This window comes from Arthrobacter sp. SAFR-044 (assembly GCF_059414985.1).
Genome location: NZ_JBPFDN010000012.1, coordinates 1 through 21,013 on the forward strand (window position 1 = coordinate 1; position 21,013 = coordinate 21,013).

The window sequence follows — 21,013 nt, forward strand, 5'->3', positions numbered from 1 at the left end:
CAAAACCGAAGGCCAATACGCAGCCACCGACGTCAAAGACCGCGCAACAGACGCCAAAGACAACATCCAAAACACCTAGTCCGCGTGGGTAACCACGGACTGCAGCAAAGCCGGCTCCGCATCATCTGGGGCCGGCTTTTCTGCTGCCCGGGCCGCACCCTCCCCGGTCGGCAGGGCGTGCGGCTAGCGCTTGCCCTTCTTCCGTGACCCCTTGCCGCGGCCCTTGTCCGGGTTCGGGGCGTAGCGCTGGGCCACCTTGGGTGCTTTCTTGGCGCCGGTGCCGCGGCGGTCCGGCTTGGGTTCCTTCTTCACCTTCTGCGGCTGGGCGGAGGGCTGCCGTGAACTCTGCGCGGTACGGCCGCGCACTACGCCAATGAATTCCTCCAGCACGTCGTCCGTGGCGTCCGTCGGCCAGGCCAGGGCAACTTCGGTCGCCTCCGCGCCCGTAAGCCGGCGTGCAACAGTGTCCTTGACGTTGAAGTGGCGCGCCACCGCCATGGGGAGGATCACCAGGCCGGCGCCTGCGGCAACCACCTGGAGTGCAGCCTCCGGCCCGCCCAACGCCGCAACATCCAGGAACGATTCCTCCGCGAGGTCGGCAAGCGGCACTTCCTCGAATACCGAAATCTCATGACCCTTCGGGGCCACCACCACCGGCTGTTCCTCGTACAACGGGATAACACTGAGGCCCTCCCGCTCGATGGGCAGGCGGACAAAGGCCATGTCTGCGCTGGCATCCCGCAGGCTCCCCAGCTGGCGGCCGTCGTCGACCATGAATGCCTGGAGGGGTATATGCGGCATCCGCTCCTCCCAGCGGCGGATCCACTTCCCGGGCGTAACCCCGGCCACGTACGCGATCCGCAGCACCCGCGGCGCCCCTTCCTCAGGGGCAGCGGGGGCGTCGGGGGTGGGGGTATTGTCGGCTGGCACGTCTTCACAGTACCTGCCGCCCGGATACCCTTGAAGCATGACCTCTGCAAACTCCCAGTCCATGAAGCCGGCCACTGTTGCCAAGAAACTTGGCATCTACCTCCCGGCCACGCCGCAGGAGTTCCAGGATTCAACCATCACCCGCGAGGAGTTCGCCGAACTCCAGGCCAACCCGCCGGAATGGCTGGCCGAACTGCGCCGCAACGGCCCGCACCCGCGCCCCGTGGTGGCCCAGAAGCTGAACGTGTCCATCAGCGGCCTGGCCCGGGCCGGCGTGGAGGAAGCGCTCACGACGGCGGAGATCACCGCGCTGCTGCAGGCTCCCCCGCAGTGGCTGGTCACCGAGCGGGCCACGCATGCCGCCGTCCGCGCCGAAGCCCAGCGGGTCAAGGACGAGGCCGCAAAGAAGCAGGCCAAGAAGGACCGCGCCCAGGCCAAGTAGCGCGGCCAGTTGTTTCAGAAGCGTGTTCGCCCGTCAGGTCCGTGAAGGCCCGGATGCGCGGACAAGCTTCCGTTGCATCCGGGGCAGTCAGTCCTGGTGAATCTGGACGTAGTTGCCGCAGCCGTCGTCGAACACGGCGCTGGTCCCGAACGGATCGGTGGTAGGCGGCGTCTTGAAGCTGACCCCGGCAGCCGTCAGCCGGTCGTACTCCGCCTGGACATCGGGGACCCCAAAGACGATGGCCGGGAGCCCGGCCTCCCGCACGGCGTTCATGTAGTTGGCGCCGATCGGGTTGTCGCTGGGTTCCAGGAGCAGCCCCACCGAACTGTCGTCCGCACCCGGATCCTTGATGATGTACAGGTTGTATTCAGGCATGGCCATGAGCGTGTCAAAGCCGAGCGTGCCGGTGTAGAAAGCGTGGGCGGCCGCCGGGTCCTGGACGTGGATGCTGCACATTTTGAGTCGCATGGTCCCACGGTACCCGTCAGGCCCCTTCCGAAGGCGTGAACGCAGTGTACGCCTCGAAGTCGCGGCCCCGCTTTTGTTCCGGTGTATCGGAAGCATAAGGATCCAGTCCCTGGCATTGACCCACCTGCTGGAAAACGGTGCAATGGAAGGACCAGCCGGTGCTTTCCGGCCGGGGCCAGTCGCGAATGGGTATGCGGGGCGCCGGAGGTGCGCAGATGTCAGTCATGGAATCCTTGGTGCAGGGACTGCTTCATGGTGCGGGTGCGGTCCTGTTATGCGGTCCGGTGCTGGTTGCCAGCGTAGCCGCCACAGTTTTTGTCGTCCGACGACGGTCCCTCGCTCCCAGCGGAACCTCACCCGAGCGGACGGACCAGCTGTTTTGGGACCTCTTCCTTGGTTCCTGCGTGGCCCTTCCCGCCCTTCTGATTCCGGCCCTGGTTTCACCGTGGGCGGGGCTGGTGCTGGCTGGGGCAGCTGTTGCTTCGGGCCTTGCGGCCTACCGGGGAAGCCCGAAGTTCCTGGCGTGGCGCTCTGGCCGCCGTGAACACCGGGAGCAGCTTTCCGCCCACCAGGCCGCGCGGATACAGCATGATGAGCTGATGGCGCGCTGGCGGCGCTACGAGCTGGATCCAGGCTGCAGCATCGACTACCCGGCGCTGACCGACGTGCGGCTGCCGGAAACGTCCGCGCTGATCAAGGCGATGCGGACCGCGGACCAGCTGCGGACAGCAGCGCACAAGGAGTACCCGGACGCCGTCGGAAGCCTCGCCGCATCGCTGGCAGCGGCGGAACGGGCGGCGGGGATTCCGGGCGCCCTGCAGGCGAAGCAGGCCGGCTGAGGTTAACCGGTGTGTCGCAGGGGTTGGATCGCTCCCGAGGCCCGGCGATAGCATCCCAAGATGAAGCCTGAGGAACTGCCTGTCCATGACGAGTACGGCCGGCTGCTGGAGGACCGGGGAGTCTGGCGCCAGGCCACCACGCTGGAGGCTGCCGGCGAGTTGACGGCCCGGTGGCTGGAAGGCGGGAACTCGTACCAGCCGGGACATTTTGCTGCCGCGTTCGACGCCGAGACCGGACCAATTGCCGCGGCGCTGGCGGAGCTGAACCGCCACGGGCTGTTCACCAAGGAGTCCCAGCCGGGCATTTTGGCCGATGGCGCCGCGCAGCGGCAGTACGTCACCGGCTTCTGCAGTGCCGAAACCGCGCGCGGACTGCTGGCACTTTCCACCCGGACCGAACTGGTGACCGTGGCCCATGCTCCCGGCGAGGCAAGCAGCGCCGCCATTCCCGTGACCCTCGCCGGAACGGAGATCGCCACGGTGCTCGGCTCCAGCGAAAACCCTGTCGAGGAAGCCCAGATCCAGGACTGGGCCGGCGAGACCAACGATGCGCTGGCCCTCCTGCTCGCAGATTCCTGGTACGTGGAGATCCTGGATCCCGCATGGGGACGCAATGACATGCTGCTGCCGGCAGTCCTGGAGACATTGGAAGGGGCGGAGCAGCAGTAGCCGCCCCTCCCCTTTCCCAAGAACCCCGGTTACAGCTCCACCGTCCCGCTTTCGCCTACACTCATCCGGTCGTGGGTGACCTTCGACTTGATCCACTGAAGCACCGTGGCAGCGGTGCCGCCCGGGCTGGTCCAGTACTCCGCGGAATCTGAATCGACGCGCAGCAGGCACACCTCAGGCGTGTCCGGGCCGTCCGGGAACCACGCCTCGACCACCTGGTTCCAAAGTTCGTGGATCTTGGCCCGGTCCGTGACCACTTCCGCAGTTCCGGCCACGGAAACCCATTCGGTGTTCTTGCCAAAGGCGACGTTGACGCGCGGATCGGCCCGGACGTGCGCAACCTGCGAAGTGCCAAGGCCCGTGAAGAACCACATGTCGCCGTCGTCCTTAACCTCCTGGACCGCCAGCGGCCGGCTGACGAGGGCGCCTGCTTCGTTGATGGTGGTGACCATTCCGATCTTGGAATCGTTGATGATCTCAGTAACCTTGCTGATGCTCTGGGCGTCTGTCATGCCTCACCTCGTTCGTCGAAAAGCCGGGGACGCTCCCCGCCGCCAGCCTATTAGTAAGCATGCTTATTTACCAGCCGGATGCCACCGGGACCTTGGCAACTTCGGCGATGCGCGCCGCGGTGATGCGGCCCATGCGGATGGCCCCGTCCACGTGCTGGTAGCCTTCCGCGGCGAGGTCCGACGAGGACCAGTAGATGGGGCCGACGGGGGCGTGCTGGTCCTTGCCGTAGCGGTGCAGGCCCCCAAGGTCATAGCTGGCGGCGTAGGCGCCACGGGTCCATTCTTCGGAGCCCCAGTCGGACTCGTAATAGACCTCAGGGGTGAGGGCCTCGTCACCGAGGTAACCCGCGATGGATTCCAGGATGGCCTTCCTGCGGTCCTCCGCACCCAACTCGAAAACGGCGTCGGCCTTTTCATCGGACACGAACCCCACCAGGGTGCCCCGCGGGTCGCCGTGGTTCGTATTGTCGTACACCTCCTGGACCAGGGCATCCGCGCCAAAGCCGGTGCCGGAGAGCCCCTTGTCCCGCCAGAACGGGGTGCTGTAGACGGCATGCACCTTGATGACCAGGCCCAGGGATTGATGCTGGTGCATCTGGTGCTGCCGGCGCGGCAGCGGCGGGTTGAAGGAGACGCGGGAGTAAAGGTTGGGCGGCACGGCCATGACCACAAAGCGGGCGTTCACTGTGGCGCGCTCCGAAACAACGGTCACGCGATGGCCGCCGTCCGCATCCGGCTCCCAGTTGATGGTGCGCACCGGCGTGTTAAGGACGACGTCGTCACCCAGCTCCTGTGCCTGCAGCAGTGATACCTGCTGCATCCCACCCACCACGCGGCGGTCCAGGATGAAGTCCTCGTCCGTCAGGTGGGTGAAGGAGCCGGCAGAAGCTGCCATCAGGACGGCCTGCAGGGCGGAGAAGGAGTGCGCGGGCTTGGTGAGCATGCCGCCGGCGATGAAGAGGCCGATGTTCCTGCACGCCTCCTCGTTGGCGGAATTCTGCCGCAGCCAGTGGTGGAAGGAGATGGTGTCCAGCTCACGGGCTTTCGGGTGGGCCCAGGGTTCAGTGGGTCCAATCTCTGCGGCAAGTCCGTCCAGGAGGGCCACCAGGCGGCCCATTTCGACGGCGGTGTCCGGGTCCACCGGGAAGGTGTCGCCTGCGTACCGCACGGGCGCACCGTCGGCTCCAATGTAGATGGACTCCCCTTCGCGGTAGCGCGGGTAGGTTTCCAGGTCCAGTTCCTGGAGCAGTTCCAGGAGGGCTGTCTGGTCCGGCGAGACCCACTGGCCGCCGATTTCGAGCATGGCACCGTCCACGGTGTCGGTCCAGGTGCGGCCGCCCACGCGGTCGCGGGCCTCGAGCACGGCGACGGTGAGGCCGGCCTTCTTCAGTTCACGGGCGGCGGTGAGTCCGGACGGCCCGGCTCCAACGACCACGACGTCGCGGTTCAGGTTAAGCATGATGTCCTCTCTGCGGCCCTTGGTGACGGGGACCACTAAATGAATGCCATTCATTTAGCTAGAACTATAGCCGGTACCTGCCGGGAGCGGAAGTGCTGGATGGAATAATGCTTGGGACACCGACGAAAGGGCAGCAATGCCGGCAGTATCAGCCGCACAGGGGCGCTCCGCCAGCAATGGCGGCGCACAGAGGAGGCGGGCAGGCCGGCCGTCGGCTGCAGTGCTGGACAAGGCGGGCATTACGGCAGCGGCCCTGGAACTGGTGAGCCGGAAAGGTTATGACGGCCTGACCATGGCGGCGCTGGCCAAGGTGCTCGACGTGGCACCTTCCGCCCTTTACAACCATGTGAAATCAAAACAGGACGTACTGCTCCTGGTCGAGGACCACCTGATGTCACTGGTGGACGTCTCAGGTTTCGGGGGCGGCAGCTGGGAAGACGCCGTCCGCACCTGGGCGTGGAGCTACCGGGATGTCTTCGCCGAACACACCCCGCTCATTCCCGTCATCGCAGTCCTGCCAGTGACGGACGCTCCCCAGACCCTTGCTATGTATGAAACCGTCAGCAAGGGATTTTCCGACGCCGGGTTTCCCCAGGAGCGCATCGTCCCCGCCATCGTGGCACTGGAATCGTTCATCTTCGGCTCTGCGTACGACGTCACGGCACCGGAAGACATTTTCGATTCCGGGTCGATGGCCGGTTCCACGCCGCACTTCACGGCGGCCGTGAGGAGTTCAACCCAGGGACACGCGCCGGCCGGACCGGAACGCGGCCGCCCGGCCGACACCGCCTTCCACCTTGGGCTCGAGGCACTGATTGCCGGTTTCGGGGGGATCAGGAAGTAGCGGCCATCCGGGGACATTGCGGGAGTGGCATACCGCAGGGCCCTTCACGATACTTGTAATACAAGTTGAACACTTATATCCTAGGTGTGTGGGCGAAGGAGCCCCGCCCCGCCCTTAGGAGAATTAATGAGCACCGTCGATCTCATCCGGCACGTCAGGCTGTCCACCGCCCGCCTTCCCCTCGCCGTTCCCATCAGCGACGCCAAGGTCTTCACCGGCCGGCAAAAGCCCATGACCGAGGTGGTGTTCCTGTTCGCGGAGATCACCACTGAACTCGGCCACTCCGGCATCGGCTTCAGCTACTCGAAACGCGCCGGCGGCCCGGCGCAGTATGCCCACGCAAAGGAAGTGGCCGAAGGCCTCATCGGCGAGGACCCCAACGACATCGCAAGGATCTACACCAAACTCCTGTGGGCAGGGGCCTCCGTGGGCCGCTCCGGGGTCGCCACCCAGGCCCTCGCCGCCGTCGACATCGCTTTGTACGACCTCAAGGCCAAGCGCGCCGGGCTGCCGCTGGCAAAGTTCCTCGGCTCCTACCGCGACTCCGTCCAGACCTACAACACCTCGGGCGGCTTCCTGAACGCCAGCCTGGAGGAAGTTAAGGCACGGGCCACCCGGTCCATTGAAGAAGGCATCGGCGGGATCAAGATCAAAGTGGGCCTGCCGGACAGCAAAGAGGACCTGCGCCGCGTTGCCGGCATCCGCGAGCACATTGGCCCTGACGTTCCGCTCATGGTGGACGCCAACCAGCAGTGGGACCGTGCCACCGCCCTGCGCATGGGCCGCCGCCTCGAGGAATTCGACCTTGTCTGGATCGAAGAGCCGCTGGACGCCTACGACTTCGAAGGCCACGCCCACCTGGCACAGGTCCTGGACACCCCCATCGCCACGGGTGAGATGCTCGCCTCCGTGGCCGAGCACAAAGGGCTTATTGCCGCCAACGGCTGCGACATCATCCAGCCTGATGCCCCGCGCGTGGGCGGCATCACCCAGTTCCTCCGCTTAGCCGCCTTGGCGGACGAGCGGGGACTGGGCCTGGCCCCGCACTTTGCCATGGAGATCCACCTCCACCTCGCGGCTGCATATCCGCGCGAGCCCTGGGTGGAGCACTTCGACTGGCTGGACCCGCTGTTCAACGAACGCCTGGAGACCAAGGACGGGCGGATGATCGTCCCGGACCGCCCCGGCCTGGGCGTCACCCTCAGCGAGCAGGCCCGCGCCTGGACCACCGAGAGCGTGGAGTTCGGCGCGTAACCCCGAAGCCGTAACCTTGAGCCATGAGCCGGAACCTCACCGCGGACCTCGCCGCTGACCTTCGCAACCGCATCGTCGACGGCGTGATCCAGCCCGGCGAGAAGCTCCCCAGCGAGAACACGCTCATCAGCGACTTCGGTGTCAGCCGGACCGTGGTCAGGGCCGCCCTCACCCGGCTCCAGGCAGAGGGGCTCGTCGAAACCGAGCGCGGGCGCGGCAGCTTCGCCCTTACGCCGCCACCGGACGGGCCCCAGGCAGCACCCGGGGTCCGGCCGGTGGCCACCACGGAGGACCGGCTGCACCTGCTGGCCTTCCGCATGGGGGTGGAGACGGAAGCCGCTGCCCTGGCCGCACGGAACCGCACGGACCGGCAGCTGCGCGCCGTCAGTACGGCGCTGGACGCCTTCACCGAAAGCGCCGGCCACCCTGCCCATGCCATGAAATCGGACTTCGAGTTCCACCGGGCCGTTGCCGCAGCATCCGGCAACCCCTATTACTCCGATTGCCTGGCGGCCCTGGGCCAAACCATGATTGCCATGCCGCGCACCCGCCTGATGACCGGCGTCGAACATTATGCGCGGGACCATTTTGACCAGGTGGTGCTGGAGCACCGCTCCATCCTGGAGGCAATCGCCGACGGCGACGAGGCTGCCGCGGCGGCAGCGATGCGCAGCCATCTTGCCAACTCACGACGCCGGTTCAAGGCTTCGGCGCGTCCGTCCAGCTAGGCGGCAGAACCGCTGTTGCAGGCGGGAAACGCAAAAGAACCCCGGTCCAAGACCGGGGCTCTTCCATTTGCGTGCGCGAGGGGGGATTTGAACCCCCACGCCCTTTCGGACACTGGCACCTGAAGCCAGCGCGTCTGCCGTTCCGCCACTCGCGCGCAACTTCTTCCACTGAGCCGGACCGGTTTCCCGTTCCGCGCCTCGTAAAAGCAGCGAGATCAAGCATAACGGACAGATGCCGCAAATTACCAATTGGCCCCCGCCCACCCTTCCGCACGCCCGTCGAAACAGGATCGAAACTGCGCAATAGCAGGGATCGCGGGCCCGGCAAGAAGACTCCACCACCGGCGTCACAGCAGTGCGGAACAGTTACGCATCCGAACTTTTGCCGGCGCCCGGCCGTTGTGGATTAAGGTCATTCGCAGGGCTGGCCATTAGTATCGGATGTAGGAGTGGCCACTGCCGAAGGGCATCACCGCACAACGGTGGACTGCCCTGCAGGTACTGGCCAACAACAACTACTGCCCCGGAGCCGGGGGGAAAGGAGAAGAACCATGGGACTGCTGGACAAGGTTGAACGTGGCATTGAAAAGGCCGTCCGCGGTGTCTTCTCCACCGGTTCCAAGGCCCAGGTTGAGCCCGTTGAGATCGCCAGCCGGCTCCGCCGCGAGGTGGACCACAAAGCCCTCACCGTGGCCGCCGGACGCACTTTGGTGCCCAATGTCTTTGACGTCCAGCTCAGTGACGACGACTTCAGCCGGGCACAGGAATGGGGCACCCCGCTGGCCGAAGAACTGTGCGACGTGGTCATCAACCACGTCCGCGGCCAGGGCTACACCCTCCAGGGCCCGGTCCGGATTTCATTCCGGCGCGACGCCGAGCTCCGCGCCGGCGACTTCGAAATTGCTTCCGCAACCGAGACGTCCCAGGGTTCCGCGCCCGCCCAGCCCAGGCCGAACGTCCCGGCGGCCCCGAGCCGGCAGCCTGTCAGGCTGCAGCCGGTGCTGGACATTGACGGCCAGCGCTATTCGCTGAACGCCCCGTCCATCGTCTTGGGCCGGTCCTCCGAGGCGGACATCCACATCGAGGATACGGGCGTATCGCGGCGCCACCTGGAGATCCGCACCAACAACGGTGTCACCAGCGCCGTGGACCTGGGTTCCACCAACGGCAGCTACGTCAACGGCCAGAAGGTCTCCGGAAGCACCGAACTCACGGACGGCTCCACCATCACGATGGGACGGACAAAGATTATCTTCCGCCTGCTTCCTGCCACCCAAGGTGGCCACGCATGAGCGACCTCACCATCACCGCGCTGCGGTTCGGCTTCCTGCTGCTGCTCTGGGTACTCATCTTCAGCATCGTCTCCGCCATGCGCCGCGACCTGATGGTGGGCCGCAAAGCTGCAGCCGGTGCCCCCACGGCCCGCCAGGTCCGGCGCAACCCCGAACTCGCCGACGCGCCGCCGCAGCCCGCGAAGCAGCAGGCCCGGCAACTGGTGGTGCTTGAAGGACCGCTTAAAGGCCGGACCCTGCCGTTGGCAGCCAGCCCCATCCTGCTGGGACGCGCCCAGGAAGCCACCTTGGTCCTTGAGGATGATTACGCCTCCGGCCGCCACGCGAGACTCTTCCCGCAGGGCAGCCGCTGGTTCATCGAAGATCTTGGTTCCACCAACGGAACCTACTTGGGAGACCAGCAACTTACCCGTGCCCTGCCTGTCGAGCCAGGGGTACCCGTGAGAATCGGCAAGACGGTCATTGAATTGAGGCCGTAACCATGGCCGTGGCTGAAACCCCCGCACCCGGCTCCAGTCCGGCGCAGCGGCCCCTCATCATGCGCTTCGCCGCGCGGTCCGACGTCGGCCGGATCCGCTCCAAGAATGACGATTCAGCCTACGCCGGCCGCCACCTCGCAGTGGTCGCGGATGGCATGGGCGGGCATGCCGGCGGCGACGTGGCCTCAGCCGCAACCGTCCTGGACATGATCCACCTGGACAGCCCGGACCACGGTGACGACGCCGGAACCGTCCTGGCCGACGAAATCCAGACGGCCAACTCCCTGCTCTCCGAGCTGGTGCATATCAACCCGAAGCTGGCGGGCATGGGCACCACCGTCACGGCCCTCCTGCTGGCCGACGGAAAACTCCACTTCGCCCACATTGGCGATTCACGCGCCTACCGGCTTCGCGACGGCGAATTCAAGCAGATCAGCGTGGACCACACGTTTGTCCAGCGGCTCATCGACGAAGGCCGGCTGCGCCCTGAAGAAGCGGAAACCCATCCCCACAAGAACGTCCTCATGCGCGTCCTGGGTGATGTCGATGCAAGCCCTGAGCTGGACCTGGACACCCTGGATGCCCGGCCCGGCGACCGTTGGCTGCTGTGCTCCGACGGACTGAACTATGTTGCCGCCCATGCCGTGGAACGGACGGTCCGCGAAACCCACAACCTGCATGAGTGCGCCGAAACGCTTGTTGAGCTGACCCTCGAGGCTGGTTCCCCGGACAACGTCACCGTGGTCATGGTGGACATTGTGGAGGAAACGCCCGACGACGTCAGCACGGCCGCCGTGGAGATCGTCCCGCCGGTGCAGGGCAGCAAGCCCGCTGCCGCGGCGGATGTTCCCCCCGTTGCCAGAGCTGCTGCCGTTGCCCCGGCCGCCGGCAAGGAACCCGCCGGCGCCGAATCTGCCGAGCAGGACCCACGGCCTGCCAAGGAACCGGCGGACGGCGACGCGAAGGACGGCGATACACCCCCCGCCGAAGCCGGAAGCACGGACCCCCACTTGGGCGAACACCTCTCCGCTGAGGTCCTGCGCGAAGAACTTGCCTCCCGCCCGCACGAGCTGGTGGGTGCCGCTGCTGCTGCCGCGGAGTCCGGTTCCATCCCCACGGTGGCGGGCCGCACCGTGGCCCGTCGGGCCGCCACTCTCCTCACCCACAAAGCGGAGCCAGCCGACGGGGAAGACACCCTGCCGGCACTGCGGCCACGCCGCTGGCTGACCTGGTCCATTGCGGCAGCCGTGCTGGTGGTGGTGGCCGTCGGCCTCTGGCTCGGGTACGCCTGGACGCAGACACGCTACTACGTGGGGGAGTTCGATTCCCGCGTGGCAATCTACAACGGAGTGTCCCAGAGGCTGGGTCCCATCCAGCTGTCCTCCCTGGAAGCGGTGACCGATATCCGGATGGATTCCCTTCCTCCGTTCTCGCAGCAGCGGGTCCGCCAGACCGTTCCCGCCAATGACCTCTACGACGCCCAGCGGATCGTCAAGAACCTGGAGCTCACCGGGACCACCTCCCCGGAGGAAGAGTGCCCCAAGCCTTCCGCGTCTGCCACTGCCCCCGCGCCGTCAGCCAGCGCACCCCCGGCCAGCGCAGCAGCTCCGCCGCCGGCACCGGATGCGTCCGCTGCTGCCCCCGCGCCATCGGCACCGTCCCCCTCACCCAGTCCCACCATCACCTGCGAGGCGGCTAAATGAGCCAGGTAAGCACCACGCCCAAGCCTCGCCGCAATGTTGAACTTGTCTTGTTGCTGCTGGCCCTCGCCGTCGGCATCGGTGCCAACATGCTGGTTGGCGTGGACCAGGAAAAGGCCTTCGACTCCGACTTCTGGTTCCAGTCCAGCCTGCTGGCGGTCGCCGCCCTGGTGTTCCACGGGGTGCTGCGCTTCCGGGCCAAATATGCCGATCCCGTTATACTTCCAATCGTTGTTGCGTTGAACGGCCTGGGGCTCGCCATGATCCACCGCCTAGACGCTCCGGGCGAGGACACGGGAAACAACCAGCTTCGGTGGACCTTGATCGCCATGGCCGTGGCCATTGCGGTGGTGTTCTTCCTCAAGGACCACCGCGTCCTGCGCCGGTTTACCTTTATTTCGCTGGCCGCGTCCGCCTTGTTGCTGATCCTTCCGCTTGTTCCAGGGATCAGCGCGGGAGAAATCCTGGGCGCACGGGTATGGATCAGGTTCGGTCCCATGACGTTCCAGCCGGGCGAAGTAGCCAAAATTACGCTGGCCATATTCTTCGCAGGTTATCTGTCGTCCAACCGGGACCTCATCCTGCTGGCCGGCCGGAAGATCGGCCCACTGCAGTTTCCCCGGTTCAAGGACATGGGCCCCATGATCACGGCGTGGCTGGTCAGCATTGGCGTGCTCATCTTCCAGCGCGACCTGGGCTCCTCCCTGCTGTTCTTCGGCCTGTTTATTGTCATGATCTACGTGGCCACCAGCCGGATCAGCTGGGTGGTCATCGGGCTGGCCTTGATCATTGGCGGCGGCTTCGTGGCGGCCCAGGTGTTCTCCCACGTCCAGCAGCGCGTTTACGGCTGGCTCAATGCTTTCTCCCCGGACGTCTATGAGAACGGCAGCCGGCAGGTCATCGAAGGCCTGTTCGGCATGGCCAACGGCGGCCTGGTGGGTACCGGCCTCGGCCAGGGGCGTCCCGATCTTGTTCCTTTCGCCAACAGCGACATGATCATCGCATCCCTGGGCGAGGAGCTGGGGCTTATCGGCCTGTTCGCCGTCGTCCTGCTGTACCTGCTGTTCATTACCCGCGGCTTCCGCGCCGCCCTGGGGACCCGCGACGCGTTCGGCAAGCTCCTTGCCTGCGGCCTGTCCTTTGCCGTCGCCCTTCAGTGCTTCGTGGTCATCGGCGGCGTCACGCGGCTCATTCCGCTGACCGGGCTCACCACGCCGTTCCTCGCGGCCGGCGGATCGTCCCTCCTGGCCAACTGGATCATTGTGGGACTGCTCCTGATGATTTCGCACGCAGCCCGCGGCCCTGTGGATACCACTCCGCTCCCGCCCGCCGATGCGGCGGCAGCAACCGGCATTGACACTCCAACCGAGGCGGTGAAGCAGGCGTGAACCAGGCAATTCGACATTCATGGGTGGCAGCAGTGGCCATGTTTGCGCTGCTCTTCGGCGCCATCAGCTTTGTGCAGGTGGTGGGTGCGGACGACCTCAAGACCAACCCGCTCAACCAGCGCGCCATTCTCCAGAACTACTGCAATGACCGCGGTGCCATCATCGTTGGCGGCACTCCCGTGGCCGAGTCGGTGGAAACCGGTTCGGAGACGTGCACGTTCCAGCGCACCTACGCCCAGCCTGAACTTTACGCCGGCCTCACCGGCTACTTCTCGAAGAACTACGGAGCCACTGGGCTGGAACAAACCATGGGCGCGGAACTGGCAGGCAACTCGGACCAGCTGTTCCTTGACCGCGTGGGCCAGCTCTTCCTGGGCAACCAGCCCAAGGGTGCATCAGTGGAACTGACCATCGACCCCCAGATCCAGAAGCTGGCGTATGACCTGATCCCGGACGGCCAGCGCGGCTCGATTGTGGTCAGCAATCCCAAGACCGGCGCCATCCTCGCCATGGTGTCCAAGCCGTCCTATAACCCGAACCTGGTGGCCACCCAGGACGCTGCCGCGGAACGGGCCAACATCAACGAATTGGTCAAGGTGCCGGGCATCAACCTGAACCAGAACGTCAGTGGTCCCACCGGCGAATTGCTCGCCCCGGGCTCGGTCTTCAAGCTCGTGGATACGGCCGCCGCCCTCGCCTCGGGCAAGTACAACAAGGACAGCGTCCTGCCCAACCCCGCGGAAATGCCCTTCGACGGCATCCAGTACAAGCTGCCCAACTACGCCGGGGGCAACTGCTACACGAGGGACACCGCCAGCTTCGCCTTCGCCCTGCAGCAATCCTGCAACACCCCGTTCGCCAGCATCGCCCTGGACCTTGGCCGCGACGCCATCGCCGCCCAGTACAAGAAGTTTGGGTTCGGCGAGGACGTCGGGGACCAGCTGAAGCTTGGCCATGCAACCGGGAACGGGTTCCCCGACAACCTGGACAAGCCCGGACTGGCCCAGTCCGCCATTGGCCAGAAGGATGTCAGGGTCACGCCGCTGCAGGTGAATATGATGACAAACGCCATCGCAAACGGTGGCGTGCAGATGGCGCCCAGCCTGGTCAAGACCCTGCGCTCCCCGGACCTGCGGGTCATTGATGAGCCGCAGCCATCCCAACTCAGGACGTCCACCAGCCCGGAGATCGCCAAGCAGATCACCGAATGGATGACCAGCGTAGTGACGGACGGTATTGCCAAGGGTGCTGCCGTCCCCGGCGTACAGGTAGCGGGCAAGACCGGCACCGCGGAACTCGGGAACGGAACCAACAATTCATGGTTCACCGGGTTCGCCCCCGCTGACAACCCGAAGGTCAGCGTCACGATCGTCATGGAAGGCGTAGACATCTACGCGGGAGCAAAGCTGACCAGTCCCAACGCGAAGAAGATTTTTGAGGCGGTGTTGAATAAGTGAGGCCTACAACGGGAATCACCCTCGGCGGCAGATTCCAGCTGACCACGCGGATTGCGATCGGCGGCATGGGCGAAGTCTGGAAGGCCAAAGACCTCGTCCTGGGCCGCATCGTCGCCATCAAGGTGCTGAAGGAGGAGTACACCGGTGACCCGGGCTTCCTCCAGCGCTTCCGTGCGGAGGCCCGCCACACCGCCCTGCTGAACCACGTGGGGATCGCCAACGTCTTCGACTACGGCGAAGAAGAGGGCTCGGCCTACCTGGTCATGGAACTGGTCCCGGGCCAGCCGCTGAGCAGCATTATCGAGCACGAACAGGTGCTGTCGCCGGACCGTACCCTTTCGATCATCGCGCAGACCGCCCGTGCCCTGGCCGTTGCGCACGCCCAGGGGCTGGTCCACCGCGACGTCAAGCCCGGCAACCTCCTGATCACCCCCGACGGACGGGTCAAGGTCACCGACTTCGGCATCGCCCGCCTCGCCGACCAGGTGCCGCTCACCCAGACCGGCCAGGTCATGGGAACGGCGCAGTACCTCGCACCGGAGCAGGCCACAGGCCAGACCGCCACCGGTTCCTCTGACATCTACTCACTCGGCGTTATCGGGTACGAATGCCTCAGCGGCCACCGCCCTTTCTCCGGCGAATCGCAGATCGCGATTGCGCTGGCTCAGGTCAACGACGCTCCGCCACCCCTTTCGGACAGCCTGCCTTCTCCGGTCCGGGCGCTCCTGATGTCCATGCTGGCCAAGGATCCCAAGGACCGTCCCGCCAATGCCATCAAGTTGGCCGAAGCGGCGGAGGCCATCCGTAACGGTGACATCAGCGCGGCGCGCGCAGCAGTGCCCGGCATGCTTCTCTTCGACGCCGACACCGGCCCCATCACGGCCCCCGTCGAGACCGCCACTGCCCCCACCGGCATCATCGGCAGCCAGCGGGATTCCCCGACTGCCACATCCGCCCTGCCGGTGATCGGGGCAGCTGCGGCCGGCGCTGCCGCCGCAATGGCTGCCGGCGCCCATGGCGCCTCCGGAGACGACGCGGAGCGGGCGCAGGGACCCCTTGCCCGCGCCAACGCGCTGGCTGCTGAGCGGAATTGGGACCAGGAGGAGGAGACGTACGACGACGAGCCCGCCGATGAGCCCCGGCGCAAGGGCCGCAGCCCCTGGACCTGGCCTTTGGTCGCCTTGATTCTGCTGCTCCTCTTCGCGCTGGTGGGCTTCCTCCTGAACCAGGTGGGGCTTTTCTCGCCGTCCGGCACTCCTACCTCCAGCGCGTCGGCCAGCAGCGCACCGCCGTCGTCCGCTACACCCACGCGGACCACGCCGTCGGCGACGCCTACGCAGACACGCAGCACCCCAACGCCCACACCCACACCAACGCCGGAAACCGTTGACATCATTCCCGAGGCATACCTCGGTAAGCCGTACCAGACCGTCCAATCCGAGCTATCCGCGAAGAACCTGGACGTCACATTGGAACAGCAGGTGGACGCTACGGCGAAGCCCGGCACCGTCATCGCGCTGTCCCGTTCCGGTCGTATCGAGGTTGGGTCGCCAATCACGGTTACGTACGCCGTAGCTCCTGCTCCCAGCCCCGCGCCCACCAGTGCGGCACCTACCCCTACGCCCACAACGTCCTCCCAGGCGGGGCCCACGCCCATCTCGCCCTTGGCAACATGTGCGGCCGGCCAAACGCCGGGAATACCCCCGACCTGCGCCCCGTAAAGGCCTGGACCACCAGTGAATGAGTCACCACGCACACCGTTGCACCGGGAGGACAGCCTGCCGGTGGATAACCGGCGTGTCCTGAGCGGGCGCTACGAGCTGGGCAACCTCATTGGCCGCGGCGGTATGGCGGACGTCTACAAGGGAACCGATACCCGCCTGGGCAGGACTGTTGCCATCAAGCTGCTCCGGCCTGACATGGCCCGGGATCCACAGTTCCAGGCACGCTTCAAACGTGAAGCCCAGGCGGTGGCCGCGCTGAACCACCCCGCCATCGTGGCCATCTTCGATACCGGTGAGCACGTGGTCCATGACGGCTCCGCCGAAGACGTGCGGGTGCCGTACATCGTCATGGAATACGTGGAGGGCAGGACCCTTCGCGAATTGATCCGCGGCAACGAGGTCACCATCAACCAGGCGATCGACTATTGCCTGGGCGTGCTGGGAGCCCTCGAGTACAGCCACAAGGCCGGCATTGTGCACCGGGACATCAAGCCTGCGAATGTGATGTACTGCCCGGGCACCAACTCGGTGAAGGTGATGGACTTCGGCATTGCCCGCGCCATCGCCGATTCGTCCGCCACCATGACCCAGACCCAGGCAGTGGTGGGAACGGCCCAGTACCTCTCGCCGGAACAGGCCCGGGGTGAGACCGTTGACGCCCGCAGCGACCTCTATTCGGCCGCATGCCTGCTCTACGAAATGCTGACCTCACGGCCGCCGTTCGTCGGGGACAGCCCTGTTTCCGTGGCCTACCAGCACGTCCGGGAGATTCCCGAGCCGGCCAGCAAACTCAACTCCGAGGTGTCACCGGCGCTGGACACCGTCCTCGCCAAGGCCCTGCAAAAAAACCGCGCGGACCGGTTCCAGGATGCGGCAGCCTTCCGGCGAGCCCTGCGCTCAGCAAAGGCCGGCGTCCCCGTCCCGGCCCTGCCGGCATCCGAGGCACCCACCGATCCAAATGACCACGTACCCCAGGCGGCGCCGCCCACCGAGGCGTTCGCTGCAACGGGGGCAAACTTCCTTGATGACGCGCCCACCGGGCGGCTGGCTGCCACCAACCTCTTCCATGACGAGGGCGGCGCGGTTCCGCTGGAACTGGCAGATGCGCACGGGGCGGATGAGCACGGTGCAAATAGGTACGGTGCAGATTCCTACGGGGACGGCCCGCTCCCGCTGGGCCTCGCTCCCGAACGCGAGCGGACCACCCGGCAGAAGTCCCGCCGTCGTGCATGGATTGCCACCCTGGTGATCTTCACCTTGCTGATCCTCGCCGGGGGTGGATTGTGGCTGTACCAAACGGTCAACCGGCCCGCTCCGGCGCCGCCCAAGGTTCCCATCCCGGCGGTGGCGTCCATGACGGAAACAGCCGCTCTCCAGGAACTGTACAACGCAGGCCTTCGCCCCAAGATCGCCAGGTCAGCAAACGACACGGTGCCCAAGGGGACCGCCATTGGGACGGATCCCGCGGCGGGCGGTTCGCTGGATCCGGGGGCCGAGGTCATCCTTAACGTCTCCGACGGCCCCAGCTCGGTGAAGATCCCTGACAGCCTTCCCGGCAAGACCGAGGCAGCGGCGCGGGACATCCTCCGCCAGGTCGGCCTGGTGGGCGCGCCGTCGACCACCACCGCCAACAGTGCCACTGTGCCTGCGGGAATCGTCATCACCTCCAACCCGGCTCCCGGGCAAAGCGTCGGTGTCGGTACCAGCGTGGAGCTGATCGTGTCCACCGGAAAGGTGGTGGTCCCGGAACTGCGGGGCCTGATGCGTGACGAAGCCGAGGCAGCACTGAAGGAGCTCGGCCTGGTGCCCTCGGTGGTCGAGGTGGAAAACTCCCAGGTGGAGCCCGGCAAGGTCACGGACCAAAGCGACGCGGCCAACGCCGCCGTGGAGCAGGGAAAGACCATCACCGTCGTGGTGGCCAAGGCGCCGCCGCCCCCGCCTCCGCCGGCGCCAACGGAAACGGCTACGCCCACGCCAACACCGACGCCCAAGCCCACCAGGAAGGGCTGACGCGTCCTGGCTGGCCGTCTGCTGGCTAGTGCTGGATCAACGGGCTCAGCTTCGCGGCCCTCGCGGCCGCTCCCTTCATGCCCAGAGACTCCAGCCAGTTGCCCAGCATCTGGTATCCGCCCTCGGTGAGTACCGATTCGGGGTGGAACTGTACACCGCAGAGCGGGGCTGTACGGTGCTGCAGTCCCATGACTACGCCGGACGCGGTCTGTGCCGTCACTTCCAGGACGTCGGGAATGGATTCCCGTACCGCGGCCAGCGAGTGGTAGCGGGTTGCCGTGACGGGGGAGGGGAGCCCGGCGAACACGCTGGTGCCAATGTGCTCCACCTGGGACGTCTTGCCGTGCATGAGCTCCGGGGCGTGGGTCACTTTGCCTCCGAAAGCCTCTGCCAGCGCCTGGTGGCCCAGGCAGACCCCGAACATGGGGACGCTGTGTTCGCCGCACCACTTGATCAGCTCGATGCAGACCCCTGCCTCGGCAGGATTTCCGGGACCCGGAGAAATGAGGACACCGTCCCGGGTGCTGGCGAGTTCGATGGCCTCGGCCAGGGTGACGTCATCGTTGCGGACCACCGTGGTCTCGGCACCGAGTTCCTGGAGGTAGCCCACCAGGGTGTAGACGAAGCTGTCGTAGTTATCCACTACAAGGATCTTGGTTGTGGTCATGGCTGGTCTGCGGAACCAATCGTTGAGTCGGTGAATTGGGTGAAATGGGACATCCACGGGAAAAGGAACTGGACCATCAGGATCAGGGCAACAAAGATCAGTGCCAGCGAAATGATGATCCTGAGCCAGAGCGGCCCGGGTAGGTGGCGGAAAATCCAGGCGTACACGGTCAGCTCCGTCCGGTGGCTGCTGCGACCTGCGCCGCGATTTCGGCCGGCGGCCCTGCCGCTGCCGGGCGCCAGCTGTCCAGCAGGGCGTAGGCAATGATGCGTTCTTCTGCGCCAAAGCGGGGGTTGCAGCTGGTCATGGTGAGGTAGCTTTCGGTGGGCGCGACGCCCGGCTGGGTGGGGACCGGTTCCAGGACGTCGGTGCGGGAAGGCATCACGATCTGGTTGTTCCGGAAGACATAGACGTAATAGCCGTCCTTGGTTTGGACGTAGATCTTGTCGCCGGGCACCAGCGTGTGGATGTTGTCCAGCACCGCGCCGTGCGTCTGCCGGTGCCCGGCCACCGCAAAGTTGCCTACTGCGCCCGGCATCGCCGTATTGCTGTAGTGCCCAAGGCCCAGGGTGTCCAGGACGTCCTGGCTGGTCCCCTGGACGATCGGGCGGGTGTAGGTGGGGCCGAACCGGGGGATGTACATGATGCCGATGGTGCCCGCATGCCCGGGAGCAGTCCCCACCACGGGCACACCGAAATCCTCGCCGGCGGCAGGTGGCGCCGCGGGAGCTGAGGCGGCGGGGTCCGGAACAGCACTGCCCAGGTCCTCGGCAAATTCCTTGATGACCTGGCTCTGCTTGGCATCGGATTCCACGTTGGTCCACCACAGCTGCCACGCCACGAAGAGCAGGAGGATCACGCCGGCAGTAATCAGCAGCTCGCCTAGTACCGAGATGGTGCCGTGCAGGAGGGCGCGACGGGATGCGGGCGCAGTGGCGGGCTCCGCCTTCTCCTGCAATACCACGCGTTCCCCTCCGGGCTTTTGCCCTGGGCACCGGGGTGCCCGTCAACTGCGGCTAGAATTGGCTGCTAGTAAGAATCCAGATTTGACCAAGATCGCGCAGGCCGCTGGCAATTTCCTTCTTGCAGGATACCAAGCCCGGACCGCCGAGCTTGCCCAGCCCGCCAAGGAGAGCCAGTGCCCGAGTCAAAGCCCCGCCGAAAGACCGCCAGCACCGCCCAACCGGCGTCCCCGCAGGCCTACAAGCCCAACCCCGTGTGGTTCAAGCCGGTCATGTTTGGCCTTATGATCATCGGTCTCTTCTGGATCATCACCTTCTACATCAGCGAGGGACGCTTCCCGGTCCAGGCCTGGCAGTCCTGGAACATCGTGGCGGGCTTCGGCATCGCCATCGTCGGGTTCCTGATGACCACCCGCTGGCGCTCCTAGCGCTTGCCGAGGGAACTGTTCCAAGGGGGACCCCACTGGCTCCCGATTCCAGCGGAGTGATCGTTGGCGAGGATGGACTGGCCCGTCCTGCCTGGGCTGCCACAGATCCGCTCATGCGCGACTATTACGACCAGGAATGGGGACTGCCCGTCACTGACGAGCAGGGCCTCTACGAGCGGATCTGCTTGGAGGGTTTCCAGGCCGGTCTGTCCTGGGCCACCATACTGCGTAAGCGTCCGGCCTTCCGTGCCGCCTTTGCCGGCTTCGATCCGGAACAGGTTGCCACGTTCAGCGGGTCCGACGTGGAGCGGCTCATGCAGGATCCGGGAATCATCAGGAACCGGCTCAAAATCCTTGCCGCGGTCAAGAATGCACAGGCCACCCTGGAACTTCGCAACGACGGCGGACTGGTGGACTTTGTTTGGAGCTTCCGCCCGGCCAGCACCCCGGAGCCGGCCGTGGCTGCCGATATCCCCACGCAGTCAGCGGAGTCGGTGGCCCTGTCCAAGGCGCTCCGCAAGCGCGGCTTCTCCTTTGTTGGTCCCACCACCATGTTTGCGCTGATGGAGGCCGTGGGAATAGTGGACACCCATCTCCTGGACAGCCACCGCCGCGGTTCCTCCGGCATCTGGTCCATGCAGGCCTAAAGACCCTACCGCTACCCGTTATCCCCAGCTGTTGGGAAGGTTATCCACAGTGTGGACAACCTTCCTTTCGAGCTCTGTAGACAGCGACAGCAGCCCCGTGCAGCGCCTTTCCGC

Annotated in this window: 22 protein-coding genes and 1 tRNA gene; 15 read left to right on the forward strand and 8 right to left on the reverse strand. The window is 65.8% G+C overall.

The features are described 5' to 3' along the window. Positions 1-183: 183 nt before the first annotated feature. The gene (locus ACR65J_RS16880; protein WP_440171245.1) at positions 184-1,005 is read right to left on the reverse strand and encodes a LysR family substrate-binding domain-containing protein; all 822 of its coding nucleotides are present in this window, start codon (positions 1,003-1,005) and stop codon (positions 184-186) included. Between ACR65J_RS16880 and ACR65J_RS16885 the strand changes: the two genes are divergently transcribed. Continuing rightward, a complete protein-coding gene (locus tag ACR65J_RS16885) occupies positions 968-1,372 on the forward strand; it encodes a DUF5997 family protein (protein ID WP_440171247.1) in 405 nt (134 codons plus the stop codon). The genes ACR65J_RS16880 and ACR65J_RS16885 overlap by 38 nt on opposite strands. An 87-nt stretch (positions 1,373-1,459) precedes the next feature. Here the strand turns inward: ACR65J_RS16885 and ACR65J_RS16890 are convergent, their stop codons facing one another. Then, a complete protein-coding gene (locus ACR65J_RS16890; RefSeq protein WP_440171249.1) occupies positions 1,460-1,840 on the reverse strand; it encodes a VOC family protein in 381 nt (126 codons plus the stop codon). A gap of 215 nt (positions 1,841-2,055) precedes the next feature. Between ACR65J_RS16890 and ACR65J_RS16895 the strand changes: the two genes are divergently transcribed. Both ACR65J_RS16895 and ACR65J_RS16900 read left to right on the forward strand, forming a co-directional pair. Next, positions 2,056-2,679: a hypothetical protein gene (locus tag ACR65J_RS16895; protein WP_440171251.1), complete on the forward strand. Its 624-nt coding sequence runs from the start codon at positions 2,056-2,058 to the stop codon at positions 2,677-2,679. A 60-nt stretch (positions 2,680-2,739) separates the two neighbouring features. Further along, the gene (locus tag ACR65J_RS16900) at positions 2,740-3,348 is read left to right on the forward strand and encodes a DUF6919 domain-containing protein (protein WP_440171252.1); all 609 of its coding nucleotides are present in this window, start codon (positions 2,740-2,742) and stop codon (positions 3,346-3,348) included. A gap of 29 nt (positions 3,349-3,377) precedes the next feature. On the opposite strand, the gene ACR65J_RS16905 is transcribed toward ACR65J_RS16900, so the two are convergent. Continuing rightward, on the reverse strand, positions 3,378-3,860 hold the full coding sequence (locus tag ACR65J_RS16905) for a pyridoxamine 5'-phosphate oxidase family protein (protein ID WP_440171254.1): 483 nt from the start codon (positions 3,858-3,860) through the stop codon (positions 3,378-3,380). A gap of 67 nt (positions 3,861-3,927) precedes the next feature. Next, a complete protein-coding gene (locus tag ACR65J_RS16910) occupies positions 3,928-5,373 on the reverse strand; it encodes a flavin monoamine oxidase family protein (protein WP_440171255.1) in 1,446 nt (481 codons plus the stop codon). An 82-nt stretch (positions 5,374-5,455) separates the two neighbouring features. On the opposite strand from ACR65J_RS16910, the gene ACR65J_RS16915 reads away from it, so the two are divergent. From ACR65J_RS16915 to ACR65J_RS16925, 3 genes are all read left to right on the forward strand, one after another. Continuing rightward, positions 5,456-6,163: a TetR/AcrR family transcriptional regulator gene (locus ACR65J_RS16915; protein WP_440171257.1), complete on the forward strand. Its 708-nt coding sequence runs from the start codon at positions 5,456-5,458 to the stop codon at positions 6,161-6,163. 126 nt (positions 6,164-6,289) lie between these two features. Further along, complete coding sequence (locus ACR65J_RS16920; RefSeq protein ID WP_440171258.1) at positions 6,290-7,417, forward strand: L-talarate/galactarate dehydratase; 1,128 nt, start codon at positions 6,290-6,292, stop codon at positions 7,415-7,417. A gap of 23 nt (positions 7,418-7,440) precedes the next feature. Beyond that, positions 7,441-8,145, forward strand: a complete 705-nt coding sequence (locus tag ACR65J_RS16925; RefSeq protein WP_440171260.1) for a FadR/GntR family transcriptional regulator — start codon at positions 7,441-7,443, stop codon at positions 8,143-8,145. A 72-nt stretch (positions 8,146-8,217) separates the two neighbouring features. On the opposite strand, the gene ACR65J_RS16930 is transcribed toward ACR65J_RS16925, so the two are convergent. After that, positions 8,218-8,300 (reverse strand) — tRNA-Leu (locus ACR65J_RS16930). Between the two features lie 396 nt (positions 8,301-8,696). On the opposite strand from ACR65J_RS16930, the gene ACR65J_RS16935 reads away from it, so the two are divergent. Genes ACR65J_RS16935 through pknB form a run of 7 tightly spaced genes read left to right on the forward strand, consistent with a single transcriptional unit; the run spans position 8,697 to position 18,195 of the window. Then, on the forward strand, positions 8,697-9,437 hold the full coding sequence (locus ACR65J_RS16935; RefSeq protein ID WP_440171261.1) for an FHA domain-containing protein: 741 nt from the start codon (positions 8,697-8,699) through the stop codon (positions 9,435-9,437). Further along, positions 9,434-9,916, forward strand: a complete 483-nt coding sequence (locus ACR65J_RS16940) for an FHA domain-containing protein FhaB/FipA (protein WP_440171262.1) — start codon at positions 9,434-9,436, stop codon at positions 9,914-9,916. Before ACR65J_RS16935 ends, ACR65J_RS16940 begins: the two co-directional genes overlap by 4 nt. A gap of 2 nt (positions 9,917-9,918) precedes the next feature. Then, a complete protein-coding gene (locus ACR65J_RS16945; protein ID WP_440171264.1) occupies positions 9,919-11,619 on the forward strand; it encodes a PP2C family protein-serine/threonine phosphatase in 1,701 nt (566 codons plus the stop codon). Then, the gene (locus ACR65J_RS16950) at positions 11,616-13,004 is read left to right on the forward strand and encodes an FtsW/RodA/SpoVE family cell cycle protein (protein ID WP_440171266.1); all 1,389 of its coding nucleotides are present in this window, start codon (positions 11,616-11,618) and stop codon (positions 13,002-13,004) included. The genes ACR65J_RS16945 and ACR65J_RS16950 overlap by 4 nt, the downstream gene beginning before the upstream one ends. After that, complete coding sequence (locus ACR65J_RS16955; protein WP_440171268.1) at positions 13,001-14,461, forward strand: peptidoglycan D,D-transpeptidase FtsI family protein; 1,461 nt, start codon at positions 13,001-13,003, stop codon at positions 14,459-14,461. Before ACR65J_RS16950 ends, ACR65J_RS16955 begins: the two co-directional genes overlap by 4 nt. Next, the gene (locus ACR65J_RS16960; RefSeq protein ID WP_440171270.1) at positions 14,458-16,182 is read left to right on the forward strand and encodes a serine/threonine-protein kinase; all 1,725 of its coding nucleotides are present in this window, start codon (positions 14,458-14,460) and stop codon (positions 16,180-16,182) included. The genes ACR65J_RS16955 and ACR65J_RS16960 overlap by 4 nt, the downstream gene beginning before the upstream one ends. 15 nt (positions 16,183-16,197) lie before the next feature. Beyond that, positions 16,198-18,195 carry a Stk1 family PASTA domain-containing Ser/Thr kinase gene (gene pknB, locus ACR65J_RS16965; RefSeq protein WP_440171272.1) on the forward strand — a complete coding sequence of 666 codons (1,998 nt, stop codon included), beginning with the start codon at positions 16,198-16,200 and terminating at the stop codon, positions 18,193-18,195. Between the two features lie 25 nt (positions 18,196-18,220). Here pknB and ACR65J_RS16970 read toward each other — a convergent pair whose 3' ends face one another. Genes ACR65J_RS16970 through ACR65J_RS16980 form a run of 3 tightly spaced genes read right to left on the reverse strand, consistent with a single transcriptional unit; the run spans position 18,221 to position 19,826 of the window. Beyond that, a complete protein-coding gene (locus ACR65J_RS16970; RefSeq protein WP_440171274.1) occupies positions 18,221-18,862 on the reverse strand; it encodes an aminodeoxychorismate/anthranilate synthase component II in 642 nt (213 codons plus the stop codon). Continuing rightward, the gene (locus ACR65J_RS16975) at positions 18,859-19,029 is read right to left on the reverse strand and encodes a hypothetical protein (protein ID WP_440171275.1); all 171 of its coding nucleotides are present in this window, start codon (positions 19,027-19,029) and stop codon (positions 18,859-18,861) included. Before ACR65J_RS16975 ends, ACR65J_RS16970 begins: the two co-directional genes overlap by 4 nt. Before the next feature lie 2 nt (positions 19,030-19,031). Continuing rightward, complete coding sequence (locus tag ACR65J_RS16980; protein ID WP_440171277.1) at positions 19,032-19,826, reverse strand: class E sortase; 795 nt, start codon at positions 19,824-19,826, stop codon at positions 19,032-19,034. 174 nt (positions 19,827-20,000) lie between these two features. On the opposite strand from ACR65J_RS16980, the gene ACR65J_RS16985 reads away from it, so the two are divergent. Beyond that, positions 20,001-20,252, forward strand: coding sequence for a cell division protein CrgA (locus ACR65J_RS16985; RefSeq protein WP_141158788.1), 252 nt, complete (start codon positions 20,001-20,003; stop codon positions 20,250-20,252). 56 nt (positions 20,253-20,308) lie between these two features. Further along, entirely contained in the window at positions 20,309-20,899 is a 591-nt protein-coding gene (locus ACR65J_RS16990) for a DNA-3-methyladenine glycosylase I (protein WP_440171279.1), read from the forward strand. Positions 20,900-21,013 lie beyond the last annotated feature (114 nt).

Coding starts and splice junctions, on each gene's coding strand:
- ACR65J_RS16970 (WP_440171274.1), bottom strand. CDS start 18,862: ATGACCACAACCAAGATCCTTGTAGTGGATAACTACGACAGCTTCGTC.
- ACR65J_RS16890 (WP_440171249.1), bottom strand. CDS start 1,840: ATGCGACTCAAAATGTGCAGCATCCACGTCCAGGACCCGGCGGCCGCC.
- ACR65J_RS16895 (WP_440171251.1), top strand. CDS start 2,056: ATGTCAGTCATGGAATCCTTGGTGCAGGGACTGCTTCATGGTGCGGGT.
- ACR65J_RS16950 (WP_440171266.1), top strand. CDS start 11,616: ATGAGCCAGGTAAGCACCACGCCCAAGCCTCGCCGCAATGTTGAACTT.
- ACR65J_RS16925 (WP_440171260.1), top strand. CDS start 7,441: ATGAGCCGGAACCTCACCGCGGACCTCGCCGCTGACCTTCGCAACCGC.
- ACR65J_RS16910 (WP_440171255.1), bottom strand. CDS start 5,373: ATGAATGGCATTCATTTAGTGGTCCCCGTCACCAAGGGCCGCAGAGAG.
- ACR65J_RS16945 (WP_440171264.1), top strand. CDS start 9,919: ATGGCCGTGGCTGAAACCCCCGCACCCGGCTCCAGTCCGGCGCAGCGG.
- ACR65J_RS16885 (WP_440171247.1), top strand. CDS start 968: ATGACCTCTGCAAACTCCCAGTCCATGAAGCCGGCCACTGTTGCCAAG.
- ACR65J_RS16905 (WP_440171254.1), bottom strand. CDS start 3,860: ATGACAGACGCCCAGAGCATCAGCAAGGTTACTGAGATCATCAACGAT.
- ACR65J_RS16935 (WP_440171261.1), top strand. CDS start 8,697: ATGGGACTGCTGGACAAGGTTGAACGTGGCATTGAAAAGGCCGTCCGC.
- ACR65J_RS16920 (WP_440171258.1), top strand. CDS start 6,290: ATGAGCACCGTCGATCTCATCCGGCACGTCAGGCTGTCCACCGCCCGC.
- ACR65J_RS16900 (WP_440171252.1), top strand. CDS start 2,740: ATGAAGCCTGAGGAACTGCCTGTCCATGACGAGTACGGCCGGCTGCTG.
- ACR65J_RS16940 (WP_440171262.1), top strand. CDS start 9,434: ATGAGCGACCTCACCATCACCGCGCTGCGGTTCGGCTTCCTGCTGCTG.
- ACR65J_RS16915 (WP_440171257.1), top strand. CDS start 5,456: ATGCCGGCAGTATCAGCCGCACAGGGGCGCTCCGCCAGCAATGGCGGC.